The organism is Bifidobacterium subtile (assembly GCF_000741775.1).
Taxonomy (GTDB): domain Bacteria; phylum Actinomycetota; class Actinomycetes; order Actinomycetales; family Bifidobacteriaceae; genus Bifidobacterium; species Bifidobacterium subtile.
This window is the reverse complement of the sequence record NZ_JGZR01000007.1, coordinates 76,114-102,328: the sequence shown is the minus strand read 5'-3', so window position 1 is coordinate 102,328 and position 26,215 is coordinate 76,114. Positions and strand designations below refer to the sequence as shown.

The 26,215-nt window shown below is 60.0% G+C and carries 22 protein-coding genes; 6 read left to right on the top strand and 16 right to left on the bottom strand.

What is annotated here, in order from left to right:
- Positions 1-2: 2 nt before the first annotated feature.
- Both BISU_RS07400 and BISU_RS07395 read right to left on the bottom strand, forming a co-directional pair.
- Positions 3-1,445, bottom strand: a complete 1,443-nt coding sequence (locus BISU_RS07400; RefSeq protein WP_024462947.1) for a sodium:solute symporter family protein — start codon at positions 1,443-1,445, stop codon at positions 3-5.
- Entirely contained in the window at positions 1,442-1,684 is a 243-nt protein-coding gene (locus BISU_RS07395; protein ID WP_024462946.1) for a hypothetical protein, read from the bottom strand. Before BISU_RS07395 ends, BISU_RS07400 begins: the two co-directional genes overlap by 4 nt.
- A gap of 316 nt (positions 1,685-2,000) precedes the next feature.
- Here BISU_RS07395 and BISU_RS07390 point away from each other — a divergent pair, with 316 nt between their 5' ends.
- Positions 2,001-3,638 carry a PucR family transcriptional regulator gene (locus BISU_RS07390; protein WP_024462945.1) on the top strand — a complete coding sequence of 546 codons (1,638 nt, stop codon included), beginning with the start codon at positions 2,001-2,003 and terminating at the stop codon, positions 3,636-3,638.
- Here BISU_RS07390 and BISU_RS07385 read toward each other — a convergent pair.
- From BISU_RS07385 to cbiM, 3 genes are all read right to left on the bottom strand, one after another.
- A complete protein-coding gene (locus tag BISU_RS07385; protein WP_024462944.1) occupies positions 3,633-4,559 on the bottom strand; it encodes an energy-coupling factor ABC transporter ATP-binding protein in 927 nt (308 codons plus the stop codon). The two genes, BISU_RS07390 and BISU_RS07385, sit on opposite strands and share 6 nt — an antisense overlap.
- Before the next feature lie 135 nt (positions 4,560-4,694).
- Positions 4,695-5,546 carry an energy-coupling factor transporter transmembrane component T gene (locus BISU_RS07380; RefSeq protein WP_024462943.1) on the bottom strand — a complete coding sequence of 284 codons (852 nt, stop codon included), beginning with the start codon at positions 5,544-5,546 and terminating at the stop codon, positions 4,695-4,697.
- On the bottom strand, positions 5,543-6,790 hold the full coding sequence (cbiM, locus tag BISU_RS07375) for a cobalt transporter CbiM (RefSeq protein WP_051245940.1): 1,248 nt from the start codon (positions 6,788-6,790) through the stop codon (positions 5,543-5,545). Before cbiM ends, BISU_RS07380 begins: the two co-directional genes overlap by 4 nt.
- A 357-nt stretch (positions 6,791-7,147) precedes the next feature.
- Between cbiM and BISU_RS07370 the strand changes: the two genes are divergently transcribed.
- The 4 genes from BISU_RS07370 to BISU_RS12085 all read left to right on the top strand — a co-directional run bounded on the left by BISU_RS07370 (position 7,148) and on the right by BISU_RS12085 (position 10,752).
- The gene (locus BISU_RS07370; protein ID WP_024462941.1) at positions 7,148-7,909 is read left to right on the top strand and encodes an urease accessory protein UreE; all 762 of its coding nucleotides are present in this window, start codon (positions 7,148-7,150) and stop codon (positions 7,907-7,909) included.
- 88 nt (positions 7,910-7,997) lie between these two features.
- Positions 7,998-9,038, top strand: a complete 1,041-nt coding sequence (locus BISU_RS07365; protein WP_024462940.1) for an urease accessory protein UreF — start codon at positions 7,998-8,000, stop codon at positions 9,036-9,038.
- A 107-nt stretch (positions 9,039-9,145) separates the two neighbouring features.
- Positions 9,146-9,754, top strand: coding sequence for an urease accessory protein UreG (ureG, locus tag BISU_RS07360; RefSeq protein WP_024462939.1), 609 nt, complete (start codon positions 9,146-9,148; stop codon positions 9,752-9,754).
- Between the two features lie 5 nt (positions 9,755-9,759).
- The gene (locus BISU_RS12085; protein WP_081672611.1) at positions 9,760-10,752 is read left to right on the top strand and encodes an urease accessory protein UreD; all 993 of its coding nucleotides are present in this window, start codon (positions 9,760-9,762) and stop codon (positions 10,750-10,752) included.
- A gap of 135 nt (positions 10,753-10,887) precedes the next feature.
- Here BISU_RS12085 and BISU_RS12565 read toward each other — a convergent pair whose 3' ends face one another.
- From BISU_RS12565 to BISU_RS07305, 11 genes are all read right to left on the bottom strand, one after another.
- The gene (locus BISU_RS12565; RefSeq protein WP_152599031.1) at positions 10,888-11,526 is read right to left on the bottom strand and encodes a PBECR4 domain-containing protein; all 639 of its coding nucleotides are present in this window, start codon (positions 11,524-11,526) and stop codon (positions 10,888-10,890) included.
- 339 nt (positions 11,527-11,865) lie between these two features.
- A complete protein-coding gene (gene ureC, locus BISU_RS07350; RefSeq protein ID WP_024462937.1) occupies positions 11,866-13,587 on the bottom strand; it encodes an urease subunit alpha in 1,722 nt (573 codons plus the stop codon).
- Between the two features lie 21 nt (positions 13,588-13,608).
- Positions 13,609-14,289, bottom strand: coding sequence for an urease subunit gamma (ureA, locus tag BISU_RS07345; protein WP_024462936.1), 681 nt, complete (start codon positions 14,287-14,289; stop codon positions 13,609-13,611).
- 85 nt (positions 14,290-14,374) lie between these two features.
- Positions 14,375-15,664: an ATP-binding protein gene (locus BISU_RS07340; RefSeq protein WP_033502467.1), complete on the bottom strand. Its 1,290-nt coding sequence runs from the start codon at positions 15,662-15,664 to the stop codon at positions 14,375-14,377.
- A 469-nt stretch (positions 15,665-16,133) separates the two neighbouring features.
- Positions 16,134-16,835 (bottom strand): urea ABC transporter ATP-binding subunit UrtE, encoded by a 702-nt coding sequence (gene urtE, locus BISU_RS07335; RefSeq protein WP_226839075.1) that lies wholly within the window; start codon positions 16,833-16,835, stop codon positions 16,134-16,136.
- Between the two features lie 141 nt (positions 16,836-16,976).
- Positions 16,977-17,915, bottom strand: coding sequence for an urea ABC transporter ATP-binding protein UrtD (urtD, locus tag BISU_RS07330; RefSeq protein ID WP_024462933.1), 939 nt, complete (start codon positions 17,913-17,915; stop codon positions 16,977-16,979).
- Between the two features lie 14 nt (positions 17,916-17,929).
- The gene (gene urtC, locus BISU_RS07325) at positions 17,930-19,162 is read right to left on the bottom strand and encodes an urea ABC transporter permease subunit UrtC (protein WP_226839076.1); all 1,233 of its coding nucleotides are present in this window, start codon (positions 19,160-19,162) and stop codon (positions 17,930-17,932) included.
- A 13-nt stretch (positions 19,163-19,175) separates the two neighbouring features.
- A complete protein-coding gene (urtB, locus tag BISU_RS07320) occupies positions 19,176-20,060 on the bottom strand; it encodes an urea ABC transporter permease subunit UrtB (RefSeq protein ID WP_024462931.1) in 885 nt (294 codons plus the stop codon).
- Between the two features lie 15 nt (positions 20,061-20,075).
- Entirely contained in the window at positions 20,076-21,368 is a 1,293-nt protein-coding gene (gene urtA, locus BISU_RS07315) for an urea ABC transporter substrate-binding protein (protein ID WP_024462930.1), read from the bottom strand.
- 324 nt (positions 21,369-21,692) lie between these two features.
- Positions 21,693-22,319, bottom strand: a complete 627-nt coding sequence (gene rpsD, locus BISU_RS07310; RefSeq protein ID WP_024462929.1) for a 30S ribosomal protein S4 — start codon at positions 22,317-22,319, stop codon at positions 21,693-21,695.
- Between the two features lie 204 nt (positions 22,320-22,523).
- A complete protein-coding gene (locus BISU_RS07305; RefSeq protein ID WP_024462928.1) occupies positions 22,524-25,259 on the bottom strand; it encodes an ATP-dependent helicase in 2,736 nt (911 codons plus the stop codon).
- Positions 25,260-25,576: 317 nt separating this feature from the next.
- Here BISU_RS07305 and BISU_RS07300 point away from each other — a divergent pair, with 317 nt between their 5' ends.
- Positions 25,577-26,155: a xanthine phosphoribosyltransferase gene (locus tag BISU_RS07300; RefSeq protein WP_024462927.1), complete on the top strand. Its 579-nt coding sequence runs from the start codon at positions 25,577-25,579 to the stop codon at positions 26,153-26,155.
- The last annotated feature ends 60 nt before the right edge of the window (positions 26,156-26,215 follow it).

Below are 26,215 nucleotides of genomic sequence, written 5' to 3'. Positions count from 1 at the left end.
CGCTATGCTTCCTTTCCTGCTGCGGTCTGCAATGCCATTGCCTCAGGGCGCTGGGCCTCGCCCGTGACGGCCGACACCACGACCATGATGATGAGGTTGATCACCAAAGCGACCAGACCGTTGTTCATACCAAACAACGAAATCTTTCCGAAGGTGAACACGATGACGATGGCTTCGCCGACCACGAGTCCTGCGGCTATGCCCTTGGCGTTGATGAACTTCTGCTTCGTAACGGACAGTATGTTGGCGGGAGCGATTTGAGCGAGACCGGCATACGTGAGCAAGTAGAGGTTAGCCATCAGATCAGGGCGCAGCAGAGACAGCGCCAATGTGAGCAGCAGTATCACGGCGGCGGATACCCTGCCGACAGTGAGCTTGGATTTCTCCTGCGTCGACTTCGGCACGAGATTGGTCGAGATCAGCGTGGCGATCGAGAGCACGCAATGGCTTGCCGGCACAATCGCGCAGGCTATGCCGCTGATGAGCACAAAGCCCATCAGCCATCCCGGAAGGCTGTTTTTAGCCAGGCTCAGAATCGCGGAATTCTCGTCCCCGGGAACGATCTTCACCATTCGCACGGCGAAGAACCCCAAAATGATGGGAATGAATGTGCCCAGCGTATAGAGCGGCAGGAAAACATGATTCTTGGAGACGGCCTTCGACTTGTTCGCGCTCAGCACGGCCGGCCAGCTTTCGGGAAGCGTCATCCCTCCCAAACCCACGCCGGAAATGATAACGCTGGTGATGTACCACGTGATTCCATAGGCTTGCGATCCTGGCTTGATCTGCAGCAGGTTCGGCATCTTATCCGTCACCGCCGCCATGAAGCCGGTCCCTTTGTCAAGGACGAGCACACCGATAAGAATGATGACCAGCGCCACCACCATGGCCACATCCTTGAAGTACGCGGTCGTGGCCACGCCTCGCAAGCCCGCCCACGAAACGAAGCCGAGTATCAGTAATGTCGCTAGAACCATGCTCCACGTTCCGGCCTGTTTCTGTCCAGTAGCGAAGGAGACCATGGTCCCCAGGCCTACGATCTGAACCTGCACGATAGGCATGAAGAAGACCACGGCGATGACCGCGATGGCTTTCTCCAGAAACTTGCTTTTGAACTGATGCCCAACCAGATCAGCATTGGTCCTATAGCCATAGGTTTTTCCGAGCTTCCAAATCAGAGGTCCGATAAGGAACATGCCGATATATCCGATGATCAGATACGAAGGCATGTATGCGGACGATATGCCGCCCAAAATCGTGAGCCCCGACATTCCCAAGAATGTGAAGCTGGTGAAAATCGCTCCGGCCTGCAGGAAGAACGTCGTGACCGTGCTCATCGTCCTGTTGCCGATGGACCAGCCCACATGGGTATCCAGCTGCTGATTCTTACCTAGGAAGCCCAGAAGGGCGACGAGGCCTATGCCGATAACTGTTGCAACGATCATGAGTTTCGCCCTTCGGTTTGCGACTCGACGATAGGGCTGTCCTCGTCGTCAAGTTCGATTTCTTTGGAATAGAGAACATATAGGAACGCGGCTGTAGCCACGGCCCAGCCGCCTACCCAAAATAGAATGACCGGTACGCCGAACAGCGACCCCGGGCCGTTCACGAAGGGCAGCAGCGGCGCCAGAATCAGTGCCGCAACAGGCACTATCAGCAGATAGTGCAATGTATTCGTTTTCATTTCTTCATTCCTTTCATCGCCCCATGCTGGTGCGAATCATGAGAAGACGGAGGCTGGCTGTTCCTCTCGTGCTGCTCAATGTAGGAGGCGCAAACGGCTCGGCCATGAACAAAAAGTCCTGTCAAGCACCAGCCGTAACGACATTGTGTACTGCTGATTGTGCAAGCGTGGAGCCGTTCAGAGGGAATATCGCGCCTTTTTCGCGGATTGAAGACTCTGTAATCTCCTAGGTGCGAAGTTACATCGAAATAACGTCCAGGAAATACAAGCCGCACTAGGAAACCCCAAGGCAACATACAGGCACCAGCATGGATGCATGGCCGTGACATTATCAACTGTTTTTCATCACTTTGGCAGAAACCTCAGCGTCGCATCGCTTTTCGGATTATCCGAAGCGACCTTGAGCAAAAGCATCAATGCGGTGAACTTCACGAATCTGATCAATCCTTCGCCGTTCATCGCAAACAAAACCCTGATTCTCACTACGGGGCATCTGCTGGAACGCAATCTCAACCGTTACACGGCGCTCAGTTATCTGCGTAATCTCACTGTCCGCGATGTGCCTGCAGTGATCATCGGTCCTGAAGAGATCAATTTTTCCAAAAAGGCAGATATGTCCTTTTTGGAGAAATGCAGGCGTTTGGCTGAATTTCTGTCGCAGTCCGAAGTCAGTGTCGGCACGCGGATACCGATCTTCGTTTCCCAGGACATTTCATTCATTGAAATGACCAAATACATCGACTCGTTGATCGTGCAGGACACCAACCAGCAGATCAATAGAATCGCAGCAGCCAAGCAAGTGCTGAGCAAAACCGCTTTCGAATCCAATAGCGCATCGCCTGTCTTCTCCAAGCTCGAAAGTCAATTGCATACATGGGTATTGTGCTTCGACAGCCAAGGCATGTTGCTGTCTCATTCCGAGAGCTTTGAACATCAATACGGACAGCATTACGGCATCGTGCAAAAACAGGTTCGAAAGCTGCTGTATGGCAACAGGAAGTCGGCCTGCAAGATAGAAAAAGCGGCTTTTTACGCGCATTTGGAATCATTCGGACAGTCGGGCGATCTCTCCGGCGTGCTCGTTCATGGACGAACAAACGAGGACTCGCAATACGCGCGGCAGCTTATTGCGCACGTGCTCTTTCTCATGGACAGTTTTTTCCAGGGAATGAGCAAACTGCATCTCGAAGTGGAGCATCTGAATTCCACCTTGCTCACCATGTTGTTCGCAGGCGTCGATGTGGGTAAGGTACGTGAGATCGGACCGATTTTCGACAGCATGCCACACGAACCGTTCCTGCTCATAGCGTTGTGCGAGCAACCAAACAGCGCAACGTCTGGCAGCACGATGGACCGCTACAGGATACGAAAAAGAGCAGCACTTGCGACCCACGGGGCCGCTATGTTTCTCGCTGAGTTCAACGGCTCGACTATTCTGCTGCTGGAAAACGGCGATTACCCCTTTGAACAGGTTTTCGAGCAGTCCGTATACGCCGGCATTTCACGGCCTGCGCTGTACACGAATATCAAGCAGGCCTATGACGAGGCGACTCAGGCATTGCAAGAGGCAATCACGGCAGAGCATCGCCGCATTGTGCAGTTCATGCCGCTGCGGACCTTCAGCGATGTGAGCGAACTGATGATTCGCTCATATCGGGATCATCACACTGAGGTCAGCCCGCTTACGCCATTGTTCGAGTATGATTCGCGCAATGGCACACAGCTTGCCTTGACGCTGCAATGCTGGCTCAATGCCGGATGCTCATGGGACAAAACCGGCCGGGCATTGGATGTGCACCGGCATACGGCCCAGATTCGAGTCGAACGGGCGGCCAGCATTCTCGGCGTGGACATCAACGATGCGCGCACACGCGTCGCCCTGTGGGTGGGGCTGGAATCGGAAGGGAAAAAGCTGCCCGATGTCGCAGATGACGAAGCACCACACGCGCTATAAGACGTCGGCCACGCGCGCATCGAGGCGGCGCACGATGTCGCGATGGTGAGTGGAGAACAGTATGGTTTTGCCGGAGGCGACGAAGGCTTGCAGCACACGCACGACCATGTCGGTGTTGCGCTCGTCCAGGCCGTCGGTCGGCTCATCGAGCACCAGCAGTTCGGGGTTGAGCGATAGGCACGCGGCGATGGCAACGCGCTTCTTCTCGCCGTCCGAGAGCCGGTACGGGGCCCGCTGCCGCATGGATTCCATACCGAATATGCCGATCATGTCTTCTACACGCTGACGGACCATGGTCTGCGATAGGCCCATTTGCAAGGGGCCGAAGGCGATCTCCTCCTCGACGGAGGGGCAGAACAGCTGGGTGTCGGAATTCTGGAAGACGAATCCGATGCGCTGATGCAGCGTCTTGGCGAATGCGCTGTTTTTGGCTTGCACCAGCTTGCGGGTCACCGAGGTGCCTGCGTAGCGGTACTCCCCCGCATCGGGGAATTCCAAGGCATTGATGATGCGCATGAGCGTGGTCTTGCCGCTGCCGTTGGGACCGAGCAGAGCCACGCATTCGCCGCGTTCGATGGTCAGCGACACCTTGTCAAGCACTGTGTGCGCGGTCCACGGTCTCCTGTTATGACCTTGTCTGCTTGCGAAACCTTGCTGCGCATTGATCTGCCGAGTATTGCCCTGCGCGGTGCCCTGCGTGTCGCCGCGCGGCCCATCCCGTGCGCCGCCCCGCATATCGCCTCGTGCGCCGACTGTAGCAACATCGCTTCGCACGTCGCTGTTGTCGGCATTGCCTCGACTGCTGTTCTTAGAGCCGTCATCGCCTCCCTCTGCCGTCTCATACTCGCGGTAGGAGAAATCGATGTCGCGCAGCTCCACAAGCGGTTCGCCTTGGAACCAGCCTGCATCAGGCTGCGCCACAGAGCGCCTTCTACGATTCACGATACCCATGCTCAGCAACCTGCCCGTTCCCTATCGATTCGTTCCCTATCGACCTGTTTCCAATCGGCCCATTGCGTCGATTCACCATATTCGCCCATGCTATTCCCTGACCGTTCAACCCAGATACATAGCCAGCGCCGCCATCGCCACAATGACTGCACTATACGCGCCATTGGCCCACGTCAGCAGACGTTCGCGCTGGATGCGGTAGCTGCCGTCGAATCCCCGGCATGCCATAGCCTCGGCCATGCGCCGCGCCTGCGCGTGGGCATGCACGAACAAAGTGCCCAGCACATGCCCGGCCGACATGAGTTTGCGGCTGTCCCGCCCGACGCTGCGCAGTTGCAGCGCATCGAGCAGACGCATCATGGAGCGGCCGAGTATATCGATGAACTGCATCGTCACATCGCAGATGTAGATCAGCGAATCGGGGCATCCGATGCCGCGCAGCCCGGCAATCAGGCGGTTCCACGGCACAGTCCAGCCGAAGGCTATGACGAAGGAAGCCGCGACGAATGCTTTGACAGCCAGCCGCGCAGGAGTATTGTACTGTCCCACGAACACGCCGGGCAGCGAAATCGCCAGGCTGAATGCGCATATCGCGGGCGCGGGCATGAGTATCGAGCGCATCAGCCATGCGGGTCGCGCGGCCAGCAGCACGAGCGCGGCGGCAAGCATAGCGTAAGAGAACATCATATTGCGTGTGATATTCACGGCGATGATCACTGCCACGATGCCGACAATGCGTACAGCCGGCGAAACCGTGCGCAGCGCACGATCGACAGGACTCTGACTGATCGGAGCACCTGCGCCGACCCGTGAGAGCACCTGGCCCATATGACCGAGGTTGCGCTGGATGAACGAGGACCGGTCGTTTGGCGGCGTGTAACACTCAGACTCACACAGCCACGCCGGCAGCGTCACCGTTTCATTGGTAGGAATGCCTAGCGAGGGGCTGGAATTCATGTGCCGCTCCGGCTGCTGTTATGGTTCGGATCCGATGCGCTCTCCGCATGCGCGGCGGCAGACGAGATCGTAGATGCAGATACAGATGCAGACGAAGATACGGCCACGATCTCGGGCTCCCGTCCATCCACTGCCAGCGCCAGCAGCCGGAAGACGATAATCAGCACGGCGACTCCGATAATCGCGCAGAGGATATAGCCGACGGCACTCGGCAAGCCGCGCATCGAATAGTCAGGCAGCATCGCGTTCCAAGAGAAGCCGTGAGCGATGTAGTGCGGCACATAGTGCAGTCCGGTGGCCTGGGCAAAGCCTTCAGCGCCCCACTCCCCCCACGCGTCTCCTGCCGCCAGCAGACCGACCGGAGAGAGGATCGCCGCCACGCCCAGCGCAATCCATGCGTATTCGCGCACCTTCGGACCGGAGGCACTGCCCGAGCTGTCCAAGGCATTTGAGCCATCTAAAACGCCCGAGCTACCCGAACCGCCCCGGCTCGAACCACTCTGCTGGCTCGACGCACTTTCCGCTGTATTTGCGCTCGAAGCCTCCCATGCGATCATCTCCGGCGAAGTGCGGCGCACGAATTCGATCACCATCACGGCGACAAGGCCTTCAACGACTCCTGCGGCGACAAGATGGGGTATGACCATCGCCGGAATAGTCACGTTGAAGGTGAAGGGGAAATAGAGCACCTGACCGTCCGGGGTCCGGAACAGCAGCGGCTGCACGCCCAGTTCGATGGCTACGCAGAACGCGGCGAGCACGATGCCGACATACGCGCTGACGAATTCAGCCACGCGGTCCTTCCACTTGGCGCGCAGCACTTTGCGCAGCAGCATGAAGATGCCGTAGGCGCAGAACGGCAGCACGAAGGCCATGTTGAAGCAGTTCGCGCCCAGCGTGAGCAGCCCGCCGTCGCCGAAGAGCAGCGCCTGCAGCAGCAGCGCCACGGATATGGCCACCGTCGCGTACTGCGGGCCGAGCAGCAGTGCGATAAGCGCTCCGCCCACGCCGTGCACGGTGGTGCCGCCGGGCGTGGGCACATTGAACATCATGATAAGGAAGGAGAATGCGGCTCCTGCGCCGAGATACGCCATATTCTCTGCCGTGCTGTGGCGAATCACGGAGCGCAGGCACAGCGCCCAGACCGGTATCATCACAGCCCAGAACAGCGCCGAGGTGGATGGCGATATGAAATTGTCCGGGATATGCATCGCCAGAACAGCCGCGTGAGACGCACCGAGCATTGCCACCTCTTTCCATCGTAAGCTTCGTCGTCATGCTGCCCGGCGAACAGCGAGCTGCACAGTATGTTCAGATGCACCACGTATCCGGCTGCGCATGTGCCTTATAAGTGTGAACCGTAATATCACATCTGTGATTCAATCCGGGCACAGGGTCGCGCAAAGCCTTCGCACCACAAGCGACACGCCGTGAGAGTCATCTCCTGAGTAAGCACTTCCAGCCGTATTTTTGCAGCATTTTGCGCTGTTTTCGGCAGTTCGTTACATAATTCGCGCCAGCGCTCTCTATACTCGCTCATGACAAGGGCAGGGCCGCATGATGTATTGCGGCGTCTGCCTCGGGCTTTGCAAGGAGGGCGGATGATCGCCAACACGATAACGGGCAATATCATCAGCCAGCATTACGACGACGGCAAGCTTGAGGTGCCGATCGCCTTCGACTGGTTCGAGACGAACAAGAAGCGCATGCTGAAGGTGGCCGAGGACGGCACTGAATTCGGTGTGATGGTGGGCAGGACCATCGCGGATGGCGATGTGCTCGCCGAAACCGACGACAAGCGCTATTTCGCGCGGATAGCAGCCGCTCAGCTGATTGAGATTCCAGTTTCCTCGATGAAGGAGATGGGTCGCCTGTGCTTCGAGCTGGGCAACCGTCACCTGAGTCTCAAGGTGGAGGAGGACCGGGTGCTGGTGCCCTACGACCATCCGACGATGGAATACACGAAGAAGATTGGATACGAGCCGCATCTGAGCGAGGGCCAGTTCGATGGCTTCCTGATTGTCAAGGCGCACGCCGGCACAGGCACGCTGATTCCCGGCACCAGCAAAACCACCGGCGATGTGGCCGAGGAGGAGCAGGAAGCGCAGGCCGACGAGGCGTTTCGCGAGTCGCAGAACAGGAAGGTGCAGACCGGGGACGCTCAGGCCGATCAGGCACAGACCGACGAACATGCGCACGCGCATCATCATCACGAACACGGCTCCGACGCCCACAGCCACGCCGACGAGACCGGTCATGCCGCGCATGCTCCCGCCCCCGGCGAATACGAGCTGAACGGCGTGCTGCACCGCCCCGATGGTTCCCACAGCCATGACGGCGGCGTGACCTGGCACACCCACTGACGCCAAGCATATTCTTGCAGTCAGCAGCCATTCCCATTGCATTCCCATTGTCCATGACCACTCTGAATCACGAAAGCCGGCGCATGCCATGAACGCCAACGAGACCGAAGCCCGCCGCCTCGCCATGCTGCAGGTGTGCGACAGCGTGTTCCCGGTCGGCGCATTCGCGCTGTCCAACGGCATGGAGACTTTCGTGCAGCGCGACATGCTGCGGCGCGGTGGCGATTTCGAGGAATATGTGAAGAACTACCTCGACATCGCTCCATACAAGGAAATCGGGCAGATGGTACTCGCCGGCAAATACGCTTCGGACTCACGCATGCGCCGCGCAGGACTTGCCAAGCACCTCATCGAACTGGATGAGTTGGCTTCGGCGCTGCAATCGGCCCGTGAAATCCGCGAGGGCAGCGAGCGCATGTGCTCGCGCCTGGTGACGCTTGCCACGCAGATGGATGCCGGTCAGGCACAGACCTCAGACGGGCACCGTTCAGGCGGACATCATTCGGACGGACAGAGTTCGGACGGGCGGCGCGGCAATCCGCAGTCTGACTCCGTTGCGGCGACGCATGGCAGCGCGGATAACGGCATCACTGACGCCACTGATTCCAGCGCCAACGCCAACGCCACTAGTATCGCCAAGGCTAGCACCGCCAGCTCCACAGCCGAATCCGATAAATCCGGCATTCCCCACGCCGATGATCGGGAGCATGATGTCATCGCCGTGCATGCGCAAGGCACCGAACGCCATCGGCTGCAGGACGCGGCGGACGGATTGTACGGCTCGCCCGCGTTGGCGCTATACGCCGAGCTGATCAGCACCGGTCAATGCCGTGGCCTGCACCCGATTGCGATGGGCGTGTATGCGGCCGACCACGCGCCTGACATCCGCGACGCCGCCATCATGTACGGATACTCGCTGCTCAGCGCGCTGACCATGTGCGCGGCGAAGGCGATTCCGCTCAGCCAGTACGCCGGTCAGGTGGCGCTGCATAACTCCTTCCCGCGTCTCGTGCGCGCCGTGGATATCGCCATGACGCTGCGGCCGGAGGATCTGGGCATCTCCGGAGCCTTCATCGACATCGCCGCCATGCAGCATGAGACGCTGTACTCAAGGCTGTATATGAGCTAGCAGCCTGTTCGCCATCCCAGCATTTCGATATCCGGCACTTCGACACCCCGTATCTCATATCCCGCCATCAATCAACCACCACCGTTCACCATTATCAAGGAGACCACATGTCCTACGTACGCATCGGCATCGCCGGCCCGGTCGGCTCCGGCAAAACCGCGCTGATCGAGCGTCTGACCCGCAAGATGGCCGACGACTACAGTATCTGCGTCGTCACCAACGACATCTACACCAAGGAGGATGCCGAATTCCTCATCCAGCATTCGCGGCTTCCCGCCGACCGCATCGCTGGCGTGGAGACTGGCGGCTGCCCGCACACCGCGATACGCGAGGACTGCTCGATGAACCTCGAAGCCTGCGAGCACATGGCCCGCACCCATCCGGACGTGCAGATCATGTTCGTGGAATCCGGCGGCGACAACCTCTCCGCCACCTTCAGCCCCGATTTGGCCGACGCCACGATCTACGTGATCGCGACCGACGAGGGTGACAAGATTCCGCGCAAGGGCGGCCCGGGCGTCACGCGCTCCGATCTGCTCGTCATCAACAAGGCCGATCTCGCGCCGTACGTGCACGCCGATCTGGATGTCATGGCGCGCGATTCGCGCAAGATGCGCGGCGAGCGCCCGTTCATCGTCACCGATCTGATGGGCGGGGCCGGCGTGGACGATGTCATCGGCTGGATTCGCAAAAGCGTGCTGTTCGAGGAGCTGTGACGCCGATGGGCAGCAGCATATTCCGTCTCGCCACCGCGTTGCGTCATGGACGCACGAAAATCGACGATGTATATTTCGAGGCGCCGTTCAAGCTCATGACCCCGTTCACCAACGGGCGTCATTCCGACTTCATCGTCATGTTCGCCTCCCCCGGTTTCCTGCAGGGCGACGAGGCGCATATCGACATCGATTTCGGCCCGGGCAGCGATGCGACCATCACCACGCAAAGCTATGAGAAAGTGCTCAATACGGCGGAAGGCTCCGCGTCGCGCACCATCGATCTGCGCGCGCAAGGCGAGGCCAAGGCCGTGTTCCTGCCCTTCCCCGTTATTCCTTTTCGCAACAGCACCTTCACCAATGTGACGACCGCACACATCGCCGCGGAATCCACGTTCATCTACGCGGATGTGGTGACCTGCGGGCGCGTCGGTATGGACGAGCGCTGGGCCATGCGGCGCTTCACGAACCGACTGCGCGTGTATGTAGCCGAGCCTGCGGCGGTGGAGCAGGCCTTGCATAATCAGATTGAGTCAGAGCGCGCCTCCGCGCATCGCCGTGGCCGTCCGCCGAAACGCACCGAACCGCAATTGCGCGAGCATCTGGCGTTCGCCGACCGTATGCTGCTCGAACCCGACGCCTTCGACTACACGAATCTCGGCATGTGGCGCGAGTTCACCCATTGCGGCGTCGTATACGTGCATCTTCCCGAACTGGACGCTGCGACCAACAATGCCGAATCTGCTTTGGATGTAGATGGAGTCCCCGCCGATTCGTCCGCCTCCCCCGAGGCAATCCGCGCACAAATCGAGTCCGCCCGCATCGCCGCCGAAGACGACCTCATAAGCCGCATCCGCTCGCATGCCGACGCAGTTGGTTTCGTCGGCGAACTCGGCGTGAGCCGCGTCGTCAACGGCCTATGCGTACGCCTGCTCACTACTCGCGGCGACAACGCCTTCGACTTCATCAAGGACATAGCCGACATCGTCACCGGCTCGTAAACCCACGGCGGCTACTGCATTGATGAACCATTGGGTTATCAACCAGCTTCGTGCGTTTGCCTCACAGAAACACAGCTATCCGGCCATATACATGCACCTATTCCGAGTACGATGTTTGACGTCGACCGATTACGTCTATAACTCTTGCACCATGCTTAACAAAGATGGAGACACGTTTCGAGAATCCGATATTCGTTTCAGAGCAGCAAGAATTCTTCTTCTTGTAGCACCTTTTGGATCTTGTGCCTTAACCCGTTTGGAGTAAATCGTATATGAGCTCTCCGTCGGTTCCGTTTTGACTACTCCGATGATTACTTCCTGCCCGGCAATCATCCCATTCATTTGCAGGGCAGTGCATGGCACCATCTGCGCGCCGGTATTACGATAGCCGATAAGAGCATCAACGTGGATGCATACGGCATCAGTTCTTATAAGACCGGGCAAAACCGGATTCCTAATCAAAGTGGATGCCTTGGTGTCGATGTGCATGATAGTTGGAAGAATCCGCATTTTTGCACGCGTATTTCGTACATATTTTGCTACCAAAGATGCGTCGCTCAGCGTATTGGCCAAAGCTTGTTCAAAGAAGACTTCCGGGCTGATTCGACGACGGTAGTCATATCCGCAGAGATGTTGAAAATTACGAGCGGAATAAAAAGTCTCTATTGGCTCACTGCGTTCTGGAATAAATAATACATAGCGGTTAAGTAAATTACTCTGATACAGGAGGGCGACCTTATGTATCAACGCTGCTGCAGACTCTCTTGTAGGCATCGTGCTGTCCTTTTGCACTAGTCAGAAGAGCAAGAACGCCGATCCCTAAGGCCCGGCGTCCCTCATCCTTTTTTGTCGCCCGCGACGACTCTCGCCCTCCCGAAGGAAGGCCCTGCTGCCGTACCACCTCGCGGATAATTGCATACCCCGCTCGGCATTATCGTCCCACGGCTGGGACTAGATGCGTTCCAAAGGCTTTTCAACCTCTGACGCCCTTCGCATCAGGCGACAGTTTCGTTTATCGTGAGGACCAACACGGAAAGTTTCAACTGCGCGTCTCGGCTTTCAAGAAGAAGCCTAGCATATGCTATCCATATTCCATACCCTCCGCCCCTGCACTCAGAACAGGAAGTACCGCTGGGTCAGGGGCAACTCGTAGGCGGGGTCGGAGTGAACGAGTTCGCCGTCGACTGTCACGCGGAAGGTCTCGGGGTCGACTTGGATGTCAGCGAGGACGTCGTTGAATTTCAAGTCTTTCTTGCCCACGGTGCGGCAGCCGTGCACGGGCAGCACCTGGCGGGAAAGACTGAGCTTGCCTTTGATATCGTCGTCATAGGCGGCCTGCGAGACGAAAGTGGCGCAGGATTTGCCGAGCGCGCGGCCCAGCGCCCCGAACATATCGCGGTAGTAGACCGGCTCGGGGGTCGGAATCGAGGCGTTCGCATCGCCCATGCGCGAGTAGGCGATAGAGCCGCCCTTCACCACCATCTCGGGCTTCGCGCCGAACATGGACGGCTGCCAGAGCACAAGGTCGGCCATCTTGCCGACTTCGATGGAGCCGACGTACTGCGCGATGCCATGCGTGATGGCCGGGTTGATGGTGAATTTCGATACGTAGCGCTTCACGCGGAAGTTGTCGTTGCGGTTGCCGTCGTGCTCGTCCTCGGGCAAGGCGCCACGCTGCTTCTTCATCTTGTCGGCGGTCTGGATGGTGCGGGTGATGACCTCGCCGACGCGGCCCATGGCCTGCGAGTCGGAGCTCATCATAGAGATGATGCCCATGTCATGAAGCACGTCCTCGGCGCCGATCGTCTCGGGGCGGATGCGCGAGTCGGCGAAGGAGATGTCCTCGGGCACGTTGCGGTCGAGGTGGTGGCAGACCATCATCATGTCGAGATGCTCGTCGATGGTGTTGCGTGTGAACGGCATCGTCGGATTGGTCGAGCTGGGCAGCACGTTGGGGAAGCCTGCGGCGCGGATGATGTCGGGGGCGTGCCCGCCGCCCGCACCCTCGGTGTGGTAGGTGTGGATGGCACGGCCTTTGAACGCGGCGATGGTGTCCTCCACGCAGCCGCCCTCATTCAGGGTATCGGTGTGGATGGCGACTTGCGTATCGGTTTCCTCGGCCACGCCGAGGCAGGTGTCGATCACCGCCGGGGTCGAGCCCCAGTCTTCGTGGATCTTCAATCCCGCCGCCCCGGCGCGAATCTGCTCGCACAGCGGTTCGGGGCTGGAATCATTGCCTTTGCCCAAGTACGCGATGTTCACTGGCAGCGCCTCGGCCGCCTCGATCATGCGGGTCAGGTGAAATGCGCCAGGATTGCAGGTCGTGGCATTCGTGCCATCGGCCGGGCCAGTGCCGCCGCCCAGCATCGTGGTCACGCCGCCGGCAAGCGCGGTGCGTATCTGCTGCGGCGAAATGAAGTGGATATGCGTGTCCAGGCCGCCTGCGGTGACGATGAGCCCTTCGCCGGCGAGCGCCTCGGTGCCCGACCCGACTTCAAGCCCAGGTGTCACGCCGCTCATGGTCTGCGGGTTGCCCGCCTTGCCGATGGCGCTGATCAGGCCGTTCTTGATGCCGATATCAGCCTTGTAGATGCCCGTGTAGTCCACGATGAGGGCGTTGGTGATGACGGTGTCGGGCGATTCGGCGTCGCTTTGGACGGAGGACTGCCCCATGCCGTCGCGGAAGGATTTGCCGCCGCCGAATTTGAGTTCGTCGCCGTAGTGCGTGTAGTCGCGTTCGACTTCGATAATCAGGCTGGTGTCGCCGAGCCGGACGCGGTCGCCGGTAGTCGGCCCGAACATGCCCGCATAGTCGCTGCGTGTGATGGTTTTCATATCCTTAACGCCCCTTCGCCCTTAAATCCCTAGGAATCCCTGTTCGTGCGCCTTGGCGAACGCCGCCTCGCGCACCGTCGGATCATCCAGCTTGCCTTCCACCAGCGCGTTGAAGCCGTGGATCTCGCGCGTGCCGCCGATGTCGATGAGCCGCACCCGGTGCGCCTCCCCCGGTTCGAAACGCACGGCCGTGCCCGCCGCGATGTCGAGGCGCTTGCCATAAGCGGCCTTGCGGTCGAATTTCAGGTATTTGTTGACTTCGAAGAAGTGGAAATGCGAGCCGATCTGAATCGGCCGGTCCGCCGTGTTGACCACATCGAGCTCGATGGCGTCAGTGCCGTCGTTCAGCTCCAAGTCGTCGTCGGCAAGCAGGTACTCGCCGGGGACGAGCTGCTCGGTGGTTTCGATGGGGTTGTGGATGGAGATGAGCTTCGTGCCGTCCGGGAAGGTGGCTTCCACCTCCACCACGTCAAGCATCTCCGCAACGCCATCCATCACATCCTCGGGCTTCAGGAGCGTGCGTCCGTACGCCATCAGCTCGGCCACAATGGAGCCTTCGCGCGCCCGCTCCACGCATTGCGAGGCGATGAGCGCAACCGCCTCCACGTAGTTGAGCTTCACGCCTCTGGCCTTGCGATCCTCGGCGAGCCGCCCCGCCACATACAGCATCAGTTTGTCGGTTTCCCGTGGAGTAAGTCTCATCACGCCCCTATCCTCGCGTCAGCATGAATTGCCAAATACAGCATATTCTAGAACGCCAATAAGAACGGCAGATTTCCACGCCGACTCACCTTCCGATGCAGAATGCCGCATACAGCGGCACGCTGCGGATACCATTATCCACTCCGAAGTTCTTGGTCGAAAGCCGCATGGACTCAGTTGGTTCGTATTTGCTGCGATATGTTGCAAGGCTGCGCGACCTGGTATTATCCGACGACTTGACTTCAATCGGCATGGCGCTGGTCGAATCATGCGGCTGCATGACGAAATCCACCTCTGCCATATTGCCGCTTGTCCAATAGCGCAACGCAATGTTGTTAGCTGCCAATGCCTGCGCAACGTAGTTTTCAACGATGCCGACGAGATCAAGCTGTTTGCGATAATCTGCATCCAGCAGCGTGGAGGGGTCCAGTTCCGCACGAGCCGACAGCAGCCCTGTGTCGGACATATAAATCTTGAACGCCGAGGCATCCTCATGCATGGCCAGTGGCAGCCGTCCGCTGGCTACCCGCGCGCATCGTTCCACGAGACCGGCTGCCAGCAGCCATGCAATCGATGAGGCATACAGCGAAGCCCGTCCGCCGTTTTTCACCAGCTTGTACTGGAACTTGTGATTCTCCTTGGCAAGCTGCGCGGGGATGCTGTTCCACGTATCGCGAATGCGAGCGGTTTCCGTTGGCGTCGCATATTTCGCCATATCGGCCACATACAGATCGATTATGGTCGACTGCACATCGCGGGCAGCAGCATAGTCACCGTCCTCGGCGAATCTGGCGACCGCCTCCGGCATGCCTCCGACAATCACATACTGCCAGAAGCGTTCAAGCATCGCATCATGCAGATAAAACGCCTCCGCACGCTCATAGCAATCCCGGATTTCGGGAATAATGCCGCCATCCCCCATCGCATCAAGGAATTCGTCAAAGCTCATAGGATGAAGCGTCATCGTCTGCACCTTGCCTACCGGCATGCTGAACCCCTGCTGGTTAACGGCAACGCCCAGCAGACTGCCTGCTGCAGCTACATGCAGCTGCGGCATATCTTCGCAAAAATACTTCAGCGAGGTCAAAGCACGGTTCGAAGATTGCACCTCATCGAGAATCAGCAGCGTGCGTTCGGAGTCGATACTCTGGCCTGCCACTTGCGAAAGACGACGAATCAACGCCTCCGGGTTGAGGTCATACTCAAAAGCCTGCCGAGCACGAGCGTCCCGTTCCAAATCGAAGCGCACGGAGTCGCCAGGAAAAGTCTTTGCCGCCAGCTCGTTGAGCAGAAAGGTCTTCCCCGTTTGCCGTGCGCCGTACAGCAGCAAGGGCTTGCGCTCACGTGAGTCAGCCCAGCTGATCAGCTGATTCATTATGCTTCGACGTAGCATCATCAACCCTTATCTATGGAAAAGTGGTGTAAACTACATTTTTATCCATCTAAAAATGTAGTTTACACCACTTTTCCCCACTTAACTGAATTTAACCGAGTTTGCCAGGTTTGGTCATTGGGGTTCCAGAGTCGTCGCGCTCCCCACGGTCAAACGTTACAATGCCCGCACTATCAAGACAGTGCGGGCATTGTAACGTTTCAGGCCGTTCAAACGACGCGAATCCCGCATAAGCTCCGTTATCATGCGGGGGTTGTAACGCATATGCGTCGCCTTTTGTACGGCAACCCGACTCTACCGTGCAAAAGGTTACGCAGAACAGACCATTAACGTTACCTTTTGCACGGTAGGGTCACGATAGCGGCTAAAAGGCGACGCAAACTGCCGTACAAGCAGCCACACGCAACCTGCCGCGTAATCTGCCACACGCGCAGCCACGCAAGCAGCCCCCCTACACGCGCATGGCTTCCTTCGCGGCTTCCACCTGGTCGGGGCCACCTTCGCCGGAAGCGATGAACCGGCCGGAGGCGAGCACGTAGTACCGGTCGGCGCGTTCGATAGCGAATTGGACCTTCTGCTCGACCAGAATCACGCCGATGCCCTTGTCTTCGGCCATAGCGCGTATGGCCTGCTGGATTTCGGCCACGATATTCGGCTGGATGCCTTCGGTAGGCTCGTCCAGGATCATGAGCTTGGGGCGAGTGATCAGGGCACGCGCGATCGAAAGCTGCTGGCGCTGGCCGCCGGAGAGCAGCCCGGCTCGTCGGCCCGCGAATTCCTTGAGGATGGGGAACATCGCAACGGCCTCGTCGTAGCGCTCCTTCGCCTCGGAACCGTAGCGGTCGGCCACCACATGCAGGTTCTCGTCCACGCTCATCGTGCCGAAGGACTGCTGCCCCTGCGGCACGAAGGCCATGCCCTTGCGGATGCGCTGATTCGGCGCGGTGCGGGTGATGTCCGTGCCGTCGAAGTCCACCGACCCCGCACTCGTGGGCAGCAGCCCGAGCAGCGCCTTGAGCAGTGTGGTTTTGCCGGCCCCGTTGTTGCCGACGATGCTCACCCATTCGCCGGCGTTCACATCGAAATCGATGCCGTTGACGACGGTCACCTTGCCGTAGCCCGTATCGAGCCCTTTGACTTCCAGCATTGCCATATGCGTTCCTTACCCTCTGTCTTATGCCGTCTTATGCTGCAGGCTGTTCCGCTCAGCGCCTGCCGTCTGCGCCTCGTCCGCAGCTCGCTCCTGTTTCGGATGTGTCGAAGCGAATCGCGGACGGATGCAGACCGACGCCGGTCATTCCCCGCCGCCGAGGTAGATGCGCACGACTTCCTCGTTGTTCTGGATATCCTCGACCGAGCCTTCGGCGAGCACGGTGCCTTGATTGAGCACGGTGACCGAGTCGGCGAACTGGCGCATGAAATCCATGTCGTGCTCGACGATGATGACCGTGCGGTTCTTGCTGCACCGCTTGAGCAGCTCGCCCGTCTGCAGGCGCTCGGCCGGGGTCATGCCAGCGACCGGCTCGTCGAGCAGCAGCAGATGCGCGTCCTGCACGAGCAGCATGCCTATTTCCAGCCACTGCTTCTTGCCGTGCGGCAGGATGCCGGCGCGTTTGTCGGCGTCGTCGGTGAGGCTGCACACGTCCATCATGTACGTGACATTCTGCGATGCGGCGCCCGTGGTGCGAAACAGCTCGCGGCCCTTCCTGCGAAAGCCCTCGGCCAGCTGCAAGTTCTCCACCACGGAAAGCTCTTCGACCACCGATGCGGTTTGGAAGGTGCGCCCCACGCCGAGCTTGACGATGTCGTTCGGCTTTTTGCCCAGCAGTTGCTCGCCGCGGAACGTGGCCGATCCGGAGGCTGACACCAAGCCGGTTATCGCATCGATGATGGTGGTCTTGCCTGCGCCGTTCGGGCCGATGAGGAATCGCAGGTCGCCATGTTCGACGGTCAGGTTGAGGTTGTCCACGGCCACGAATCCATCGAATTCAACATGCAATCCTTGGATTTCCAAATAGTCGCTCCACTGCCCGCCGCGATCGTCGAGCACGCTGAGCTGGTCGCTCATCGCGATGCGATCCTGGGCGATTTCGGCTTTCATCTGCTCGGCCTCGTCGCGCATTCGTTTGGCTTCCTCGCGCATCTGCGCCATTTCGGCGCGCAGCTGGGCCAAATCCTCCTGCGATGCCGGAGCAGAGCCGCTGCACGACTCCACAGGCGTGGTTGCGTTCATAGTGCTCTCCTCGCTCATGCCTTCACCACCTTCGCTTGCATCGGATGCGGGCCGGAAACAGGTGAGGCGCCAATCGAAGGAGCTGCAACAGCCTCAGCTGTCGCTGCCGAGTCCACGCCCACATGCTGAGCGGATAAGCTGCCGGAAACCTCGGCCGGTCTGCCGCCCGGCTGCCCTTTGCCCAGTCCGATTTTCTCTTTAATCCATGGCCACACGCCCTTGAACTGACCCAATCCCAACGGCACGAAGGCGATGACGAGGATGAAGATCAGTCCTTCGATATAGGTCCAGGCCGAAGGATAGGCCTCGGAAAGCTGCGTTTCGGCGAAGCGTACCAGCAACGTGCCGACCACCGGGCCGAGCAGCGTGGTGCGTCCGCCGATCACCACGCCTGCCAGCATGAGGATCGAGGGGGTCACGCCGATGTCGGAGGGCGAGATGATGCCGACCACCGGCACGAACATGGCCCCGCCGATGCCGGCGAACATCGCGGCCACAGTGAACGCGAACACTTTGATCGACGCGGGATTGTAGCCGAGGAACTTCATGCGGTTCTCCTGGTCGCGCACGCCGATGACGAGGTCGCCCATGAACGATTTGCGAATCCAGTACACGATCAGCACCATGGCCAGCGTCAGGAATGCGCAGATGAGGAAGATCATCCGCTGATTGGCGGGATCGGTGAGATCATAGCCGAAGAAGCCCTTGAAGTTGTTCAGTCCGTTGGTGCCGCCGGTGGTTTTCGACTGGCCGATCAACAGCACGGCGAATGCGGCGACCAAGGCCTGCGAGAGGATGGCGAAGTACGCGCCGCGCACGCCGCGTCCGAAGACGGCCCAGCCGAGTATTGCGGCGACGATGCCGGGGACGGCCGCAACGCCGATGATGGCGATGACCGGGTTGCGGAACAGCTCCCAGAAGCCAGGAACGCTCGTTATGCCGTATTGAGCCATGAAGTCGGGCACCTGACCGGGGCCGATGTCCTCAAGGTTCATATGGATGGCCATGACATATGCGCCCAGCCCGAAGAACAGGCCCTGGCCCAGCGTCAGCATGCCGCCCTGCCCCCAGGCAAGGCCGATGCCTACGGCGACCATTGCATAGCACAGATATTTCGAGAGCAGCCCGAGATTGTAGCCGCTCATCACGGAGGGCGCGATGAAAATCAGCGCCACGGCGATGATCGTGCCGATAAGCGCCTTGTTCTTCGCGATCTTAGCGCTGAAGTCACTCAGATTCATATTCATTGCCTCTCCCTTGCTACGCGAGGTTCCTGGAACGGATGGAAACCAGACCCTGCGGACGGAATTGCAGGAACACCACGACGATCAGGAACACAGCGACCTGGCCGATCGAAGCGGAAGTCGGCAATTCGATGGACGACTGGCACAGCCCCAGCACGAACGAGGCCACCACGGCGCCCTTGAGCTGGCCCACGCCGCCGGCCACGACCACGAGGAAGGCCTGCACGATGAAGGTCGTGCCGAAGTTGAAGCTGATGGAATTGAGCAGGCTCAGCGCCACACCTGCGATGCCGGCGATTCCCGACCCGAGGAAGAACGTGACGTAATCGACCTTCCTGGTGGATATGCCGGAGACCTCAGCCAGATCACGGTTCTCCGAGGTGGCGCGTATCTGACGGCCCAGCGGCGTGAGCTTGAGAACCGCGTACAATGCGGCGACGCACACGATCGAGAGCAGGAAGATGAACAGACGCCCGGAGGAGAAGCTGTAGCCGAACATGGTCACCGGGCTGCTCAGCGAATCAGGCGCCGAAGCATAGACCGGCGTGGCTCCGAAGATATCGCGCGCCAGCTGCTGCAGCACGAGCGAAACGCCGAAGGTGACGAGCAGGGTGTCCAGCGGCCGACTGCGCATGCGTTCCAGCAGCAACGCATCGAGCAGCAGGCCGAGCAGGCCCGCCACGACGAATCCGACCACCAGCGCCACGACCAACGAGAGCGTCTTGTTGCCGATCACTGTGCTCATGACGTAGGCGGTGTAGGCGCCTGCCATCATGAACTCGCCGTGCGCGTTGTTGATGACTCCCATCTGGCCGAAGGTCAATGAGAGTCCGAGGGCGGCAAGCAGCAGAATCGAGCCGTTGGAAAGCCCCGCCACGATCTGAGGGAATATCATGCCCATTTCGAGTCCTTCCTTTTATTTGTCCGTGCCTGCGCTCAGGCTCTTGGCCCAGCTGTAGGTTTTGAGATACGGATCGGGCTTGATGGGCCCCTTGGATTTCCATACGGTGTGGATGAGTCTGTCGTCGCCGATCTTGCCGATATACGACGTCTTGTAGATGTGGTGGTTCTGCCCATCCACCCAGACCTTGCCTTCCGGGGCGTTGAAGGTAACGCCGTCGGCGGCCGCTTTGACCTTGTCTACTTGGAAGGATTTGGCCTTCTCGACCATGCCCTTCCACAGGTAGACGGAGGTGTATGCGGATTCCATCGGGTCGGAGGTCGGGTGCTTCTGGCCGTACTTGGCCTTGAAGTCCGCAACGAACTTCTTGTTCTGCGGGTTGTCAAGCGTCTGGTAGTAGTTCCAAGCGGTCAGCTGGTCCTTGACGTTGTCGACGCCGATGGCCGAGACCTCCTCCTCCGCGATCGACATGGAGATCACGGGAGTGGTGGCGGGCTTGAGGCCGGAGGCCTTGTACTCCTTGAAGAAAGCGACATTGGAATCGCCGTTCAGGGTGTTGACCACTGCATCCGCCCCGGAGAACTTGAGCTTGTTGACGATCGTGGTGAAGTCGGTGGAGCCCATCGGCGTGTATTCCTCGCCGACCACCTGCATGCCATTGCCCTGCGCATATGCTTTGACCACGCGGTTCGCGGTCTGCGGGAACACGTAATCGGAGCCTACCAGAAACAGCTTCTTGTAGCCCTTTTCCTTGAGATAGTCAAGGGCGGGCACGATCTGCTGGTTCGGGGCGGCGCCGGAGTAGAAGATGTTCGGGCTGGATTCCATGCCCTCGTACTGCAACGGGTAGAAGAGCAGGGCATTATCCGCTTCGAACACGGGGAGCATCGCCTTGCGTGAGGAGGAGGTCCAGCCGCCGAAGACCGCGGCGACGCATTCCTTCTCGATCAGCGTTTTGGCCTTCTCCGCGAATACGGCCGGCTCTGATTTGCCGTCCTGCTGGACGATCTTCAGCTGCTTGCCGAGCACGCCGCCCTTGGCATTGATCTCGTCAACCGCCATATGCAGCGAATTGCTGACCGTCTGCTCGGAGATAGCCATCGTACCGGACAAAGAATTGACGAATCCGATTTTTATGGTGCTGCCCGACGTGTCTACGCATGACGCATGATCTCCAGATGCCGTGCCGTTCTTCTCCTGCGCATCGCGTTCGGCAACCGTTCTGCCCCAACCGCAGCCGCTGGTGACCAGCAACGCCGCCATGGCGCACAGTGCCGCCCCTATCTTCATTCGTTGTAATCGGGCCATATACCTCTTCCTCTCTGCATATGACTGCTGCGGTTCCCCACGGCGTCCAGCTGGCTGTGCCTCCGATGCCGACGCGCCCTTGCATTCGGCGGAAACGCAATCATTACGCCGCATGATGCGGGTGCATCAAACAAAAATCATGATGGCAGCGCGTCCACATCGTTGTGTTGCCGCTGTGTTACGCGCACGTCTCGCAGGTAACGGGCATATTACGGATTGCGTGTCGGCTTCGTGTATGCGGAATCGCAAGAGAAGAAAGGAACGGCCCCGTGCGTGAATGCACGGGGCCGTTCGATGTATGTCCCTATCGGGGAAGGATCCAGATCAGCGAGCGTAGAACTCGACGACGTACTGGATATTGACCTGCACCGGGATTTCCTCGGTCTCAGGCTTGCGGGTCAGGGTCGCCTTGAGCGAGGCGAGGTTCACGTCCAGGTATCCGGGGACGGCGGGCAGCACATCGCGGTGCACGCCTTCGGCGGCGATCTGGAACGGCACCATCGTCTGGCTCTTGGCCTTGACCTGGATGGTCTGGCCGGGCTTGACGCGGTAGGACGGACGGTCCACCACGTTGCCGTCGACGAGGATGTGACGGTGCACGACGAACTGGCGGGCCTGTGCGGTGGTGCGGGCGAAGCCGGAACGCAGCACGAGGGCGTCAAGACGGGTTTCGAGATCGATGAGCATCGCGTCGCCGGTCTGGCCAGCGGTGTGGGTGCCCTTCTCGTAAGCGGCGCGAAGCTGCTTCTCCGAGATGCCGTACTGCGCGCGCAGACGCTGCTTCTCACGCAGACGGACGGCGTAATCGGACTCGGTGCGGCGGCGGGTGCGGCCGTGCTCGCCGGGAGCATACGGACGCTTCTCGAAGATGCGCTGGGCCTTGGGGGTCAGTGCAATGCCGAGGGCGCGCGAAAGACGCACTTGACGGCGAGAACGCTGAACGTTAGTCATTCTTGTTCCTTTATATTTCTGTCGTTATCTGAACGGAAGCGCGGGCGAACCCTCGCTGAGCCGGCCTCTCCAGTGCTTCGTCGTGCCAGGCACGAGCGGCGCAAGACGCCGCCGACCCACTGATGGGCTAAGACTCCAGATAGCGCCCACCTGATGGCAGGCACAATCGACCAGTCTACACGGCACCTATGGACGTGGGCGGCTTCACAGCTTCTCGATGGGCGCGACGCGCAGCATAAGCCGCTTGACGCCATCGGAGCCGAAATCGACCGTGATGACCGAGTTGCGGCCTTTGTCCTGCGTGTCGAGAATCGTGCCGAGACCGTACTGATCGTGCGAGATCTTGTCGCCGATGCTGAAATCGGCGATATCCAGTTTGTTGTCCTTGGCGATCGAGGAGGCTGGGGACGCCTTGGAGGCAGCCGTGGGCGCGATGCGGCGCGTCGTCACCTTGCCGCCGCGTGAGCCGGAACCGCCATAGGTCGAACCGCTTCCGCGCCGTGACGAGGAGCCATAGGAGCTGCTGGAACCGTGGGAACCGTACGAGGAGCCGGAACGCGAGCCGTACCCCGAGCCCGAACCACCCGAGCCGTAGGATGAGCCTGATCCGGAGCCGTAGCGCGAACCGGAGCCATACGAGCCGGAACCAGAACGGGAGCCATACCCCGACTTCCCGGTACCATAGCTTGCGCCATAACCCGATCCGTAACCGGATCCATAGCTCGAACCGCCGCCGCGAGACGATGACCCACCGCGGCTCGTGACGCCGAAGCCGCCGCCGGAGAAGTCGTCGTCATCGGCCCAGCCGCCGAATTCGTCATCGTCATCCGAACGCCAGCCCGCACGCATGCGCTCGGCGCTGGCTTCGCGGCGCTTCCACTCGATCAGCGTGTCGGGTATCTCGTCAAGGAACTGGCTGGGCAGCATCTCGTTGGCCTGCCCCCATTGCGCGCGCACGGCTGCACGGGTGAGGTAGAGCCGACGCCGCGCGCGCGTGATGCCGACGTACGCAAGCCTGCGCTCCTCGCTCAGCTCGTCGTTGTCCTCCAGCGACCTTGAATGCGGGAATGTCCCCTGCTCCATGCCGGTGAGGAACACGACCGGGTATTCCAAGCCCTTGGCCGTATGCAGGGTCATGAGCGTGACCTTGCCGCTGTCCTCGCCTTCGGAGGGCAGCTGGTCGGAATCCGCCACGAGCGCCGTGGTTTCGAGGAATGCGCCGAGCGTGGCGTCGGGCGTGTTCTGCTCGAATTCGGCGGCCACGGATTGCAGCTGCGAAAGGTTTTCGACGCGCGAAGCGTCCTGCGGGTCCTCAGAACGCTGCAGCTCAGCCAGCAGCCCCGACTTGTTCAGCACTTCGGCAACGACCTCGGACGGCTTGTCGTTGTGGCCCTGCGCAAAGGCAGCCAGCGAGCGCATGATGTCGCGGAATCCAGAGAGCATTTTGGCGGTGCGCGTCGGCATGCCGTCGATCTCGTCCATATGCTCGACGCCCTGCCAGAAGCTCGTGTCATGCGCATCGGCGTAGCCGGCCACGAGCGCTTCGGCCCGCGCGCCCAGCCCGCGCTTGGGCACGTTCATGATACGGCGCATGTTCACGCTGTCGGCCGGATTCACGATGGCCTGCAGGTAAGCGATGGCGTCCTTGATTTCGCGCCGCTCGTAGAACCGTGTGCCGCCCACGAGCTGGTATGGGATCCCGGCGTTGATGAGCGCCTCCTCAAGCGAGCGCGACTGCGCGTTGGCGCGGTACATGATCGCCACGTCGCTGTATTGCACGTTTTCCTCGCTGGACAGCCGCGCGATCTCCTCGGCGATCCACGCGGCCTCCTGCTGCGCATTGTCGGCCGCATAGCCCACGATCGGCTCGCCTTTGCCCAACGCGGTCCAGAGTTTTTTGGGTTTGCGGTCTGCATTGTTGGCGATGACCGCATTGGCGGCGTCGAGAATCGTCTGCGTGGAGCGGTAGTTCTGCTCGAGCATGATGGTTTTCGCGCGCGGGAAATCCTTCTCGAAATCCCTGATATTGCTGATATCGGCGCCGCGGAAGGCGTAGATCGACTGGTCCGAGTCGCCCACGACCGTCACCCATGCCGGCCCCTGCTTGCCTGCTGCGACCGCGCTGGAAGAGCGCTGCTCCCCCGCATCCACGCCGCCGAGCTCGCGGATGAGCTCGTACTGGGCGTGGTTCGTGTCCTGATACTCGTCGACGAGAATATAGCGGAACTTGTGGTGGTAATACTCCGCGACCATCGGATCGCTGCGCAGCAGCTCGACGGTGCGTACGATCAGATCGTCGAAGTCCACGGCGTTCGCGGCGGCGAGACGATGCTGATACTCGGCGTACACCACGGCATACAGTTCCTCGACATTGCCGAAGCGCCCGAGCTGGTAGCCGCGCTGACCGGGCTTGTAGTCGGCAGCATAGGTCTTGAGCTGGGTCTGCCAGCTTTGCAGATTGTTCTTGTAGTCGGAGATGCGGCTGAGGATGGTGCGCGGCGTGTAGCGCTTGAGATCGATGTTCAGGTCGGCGCCGATGAGCTTGATGAGCCGCTCGCAGTCAGCCGTGTCATAGATGGAGAAGCCGGAGTTCAGGCCGATCGATTTGCCGTCGCGCCGCAGCATGCGCACGCATGCCGAATGGAAGGTGGAGACCCACATGCGCCCGGCCACCGGGCCGATAAGCGTTGCAAGGCGTTCGCGCATTTCCGCTGCGGCCTTGTTGGTGAAGGTGATGGCCAGAATCTGGCTGGGCCACGCGCCGAAGCGCGTCAGAATCCATGCGATGCGCCGGGTAAGCACGCGCGTCTTGCCCGATCCCGCGCCCGCGCCGATGAGCAGCGCCGGCCCTTCGTACTGCACGGCCTGCGCCTGCTCGGGGTTCAAATCCGCAATCAGCTCCTGCGCGTCGCGTGCGATGAAATCGGGATCTGTCAGCACCCTTCGCTCCCTTCTCATGGTTTTGCCTAAATGTGTCCGTTGCCGTTTCGGCTATTGCCCTGCTGTCCTGCTGTTTTGCTGGGCGATTGCCGCGCTCTGCCGCATCCTGCTGCCGTCCGCCGCCGTTCGCCGCCGTCAGAGCAACTCTAGGCAGCGCACACCATGTTTACCACATCAGCTTGTCAGTCGACGCAACTAACCCCGCATCGATAGTGCGCTGGCCGCCGTTCGCGCTAAGCTCTACATCCATACGCGCCGGTCGCGTCGTCATTGCAGATTCATTACGCAGCATTCAATCATCGTGCGAGAGGATGGCCATGAAGGAACTTGAGGACAGGATTCGCCAGGACGGAACGGTGAAGCCCGGCAATGTGCTGAAGGTCGACGCCTTCCTGAACCACCAGTGCGACGTCGAGCTGTTCGACCATATGGGTGCCGAATGGGCCAGGCTGTTCGCTGGCAAGCATATCGACAAGATTCTGACCATCGAGGCCTCCGGCATCGGCATCGCGTGCTGCGCGGCGCGGCATTTCGGCAATGTGCCGGTGGTGTTCGCCAAGAAGACGCAATCCATCAATCTCGACGGCGAGCAGTACGTCACCAGGATCTACTCCTTCACCAAGCAGCGCGAGTTCCCCGTCATCGTCGCCAAGCGATTCCTCAATGCCGGCGAGCATATCCTGCTCATCGATGATTTTCTGGCCAACGGCAAGGCCATGAACGGCCTGATCGAACTGTGCGGCAAGGCCGGCGTGGTGATCGAAGGCATCGGCATCGCCGTCGAGAAAGGCTTCCAGTCCGGCGGCAGAGAACTGCGCGACGCGGGCTACGAGGTGGAATCGCTGGCCATCGTCAGCTCGATGGATGCCGGGACCGGCACCATCGAATTCGCCTGATCTACTCGCGGTTGCGCAAGGCTGCAGCAGGAACAAAGTCGAGAAGGAAAACGGAAGAGA

What these genes read in the sequence shown, in the direction of transcription:
- BISU_RS07400 (WP_024462947.1), bottom strand. Translation starts at nt 1,445, where the DNA reads ATGATCGTTGCAACAGTTATCGGCATAGGCCTCGTCGCCCTTCTGGGC.
- BISU_RS07395 (WP_024462946.1), bottom strand. Translation starts at nt 1,684, where the DNA reads ATGAAAACGAATACATTGCACTATCTGCTGATAGTGCCTGTTGCGGCA.
- BISU_RS07390 (WP_024462945.1), top strand. Translation starts at nt 2,001, where the DNA reads ATGGCCGTGACATTATCAACTGTTTTTCATCACTTTGGCAGAAACCTC.
- BISU_RS07380 (WP_024462943.1), bottom strand. Translation starts at nt 5,546, where the DNA reads ATGAATTCCAGCCCCTCGCTAGGCATTCCTACCAATGAAACGGTGACG.
- cbiM (WP_051245940.1), bottom strand. Translation starts at nt 6,790, where the DNA reads ATGCTCGGTGCGTCTCACGCGGCTGTTCTGGCGATGCATATCCCGGAC.
- BISU_RS07370 (WP_024462941.1), top strand. Translation starts at nt 7,148, where the DNA reads ATGATCGCCAACACGATAACGGGCAATATCATCAGCCAGCATTACGAC.
- BISU_RS07365 (WP_024462940.1), top strand. Translation starts at nt 7,998, where the DNA reads ATGAACGCCAACGAGACCGAAGCCCGCCGCCTCGCCATGCTGCAGGTG.
- ureG (WP_024462939.1), top strand. Translation starts at nt 9,146, where the DNA reads ATGTCCTACGTACGCATCGGCATCGCCGGCCCGGTCGGCTCCGGCAAA.
- BISU_RS12085 (WP_081672611.1), top strand. Translation starts at nt 9,760, where the DNA reads ATGGGCAGCAGCATATTCCGTCTCGCCACCGCGTTGCGTCATGGACGC.
- BISU_RS12565 (WP_152599031.1), bottom strand. Translation starts at nt 11,526, where the DNA reads ATGCCTACAAGAGAGTCTGCAGCAGCGTTGATACATAAGGTCGCCCTC.
- ureC (WP_024462937.1), bottom strand. Translation starts at nt 13,587, where the DNA reads ATGAAAACCATCACACGCAGCGACTATGCGGGCATGTTCGGGCCGACT.
- ureA (WP_024462936.1), bottom strand. Translation starts at nt 14,289, where the DNA reads ATGAGACTTACTCCACGGGAAACCGACAAACTGATGCTGTATGTGGCG.
- BISU_RS07340 (WP_033502467.1), bottom strand. Translation starts at nt 15,664, where the DNA reads ATGAATCAGCTGATCAGCTGGGCTGACTCACGTGAGCGCAAGCCCTTG.
- urtE (WP_226839075.1), bottom strand. Translation starts at nt 16,835, where the DNA reads ATGGCAATGCTGGAAGTCAAAGGGCTCGATACGGGCTACGGCAAGGTG.
- urtD (WP_024462933.1), bottom strand. Translation starts at nt 17,915, where the DNA reads ATGAACGCAACCACGCCTGTGGAGTCGTGCAGCGGCTCTGCTCCGGCA.
- urtC (WP_226839076.1), bottom strand. Translation starts at nt 19,162, where the DNA reads ATGAATATGAATCTGAGTGACTTCAGCGCTAAGATCGCGAAGAACAAG.
- urtB (WP_024462931.1), bottom strand. Translation starts at nt 20,060, where the DNA reads ATGGGCATGATATTCCCTCAGATCGTGGCGGGGCTTTCCAACGGCTCG.
- urtA (WP_024462930.1), bottom strand. Translation starts at nt 21,368, where the DNA reads ATGGCCCGATTACAACGAATGAAGATAGGGGCGGCACTGTGCGCCATG.
- rpsD (WP_024462929.1), bottom strand. Translation starts at nt 22,319, where the DNA reads ATGACTAACGTTCAGCGTTCTCGCCGTCAAGTGCGTCTTTCGCGCGCC.
- BISU_RS07300 (WP_024462927.1), top strand. Translation starts at nt 25,577, where the DNA reads ATGAAGGAACTTGAGGACAGGATTCGCCAGGACGGAACGGTGAAGCCC.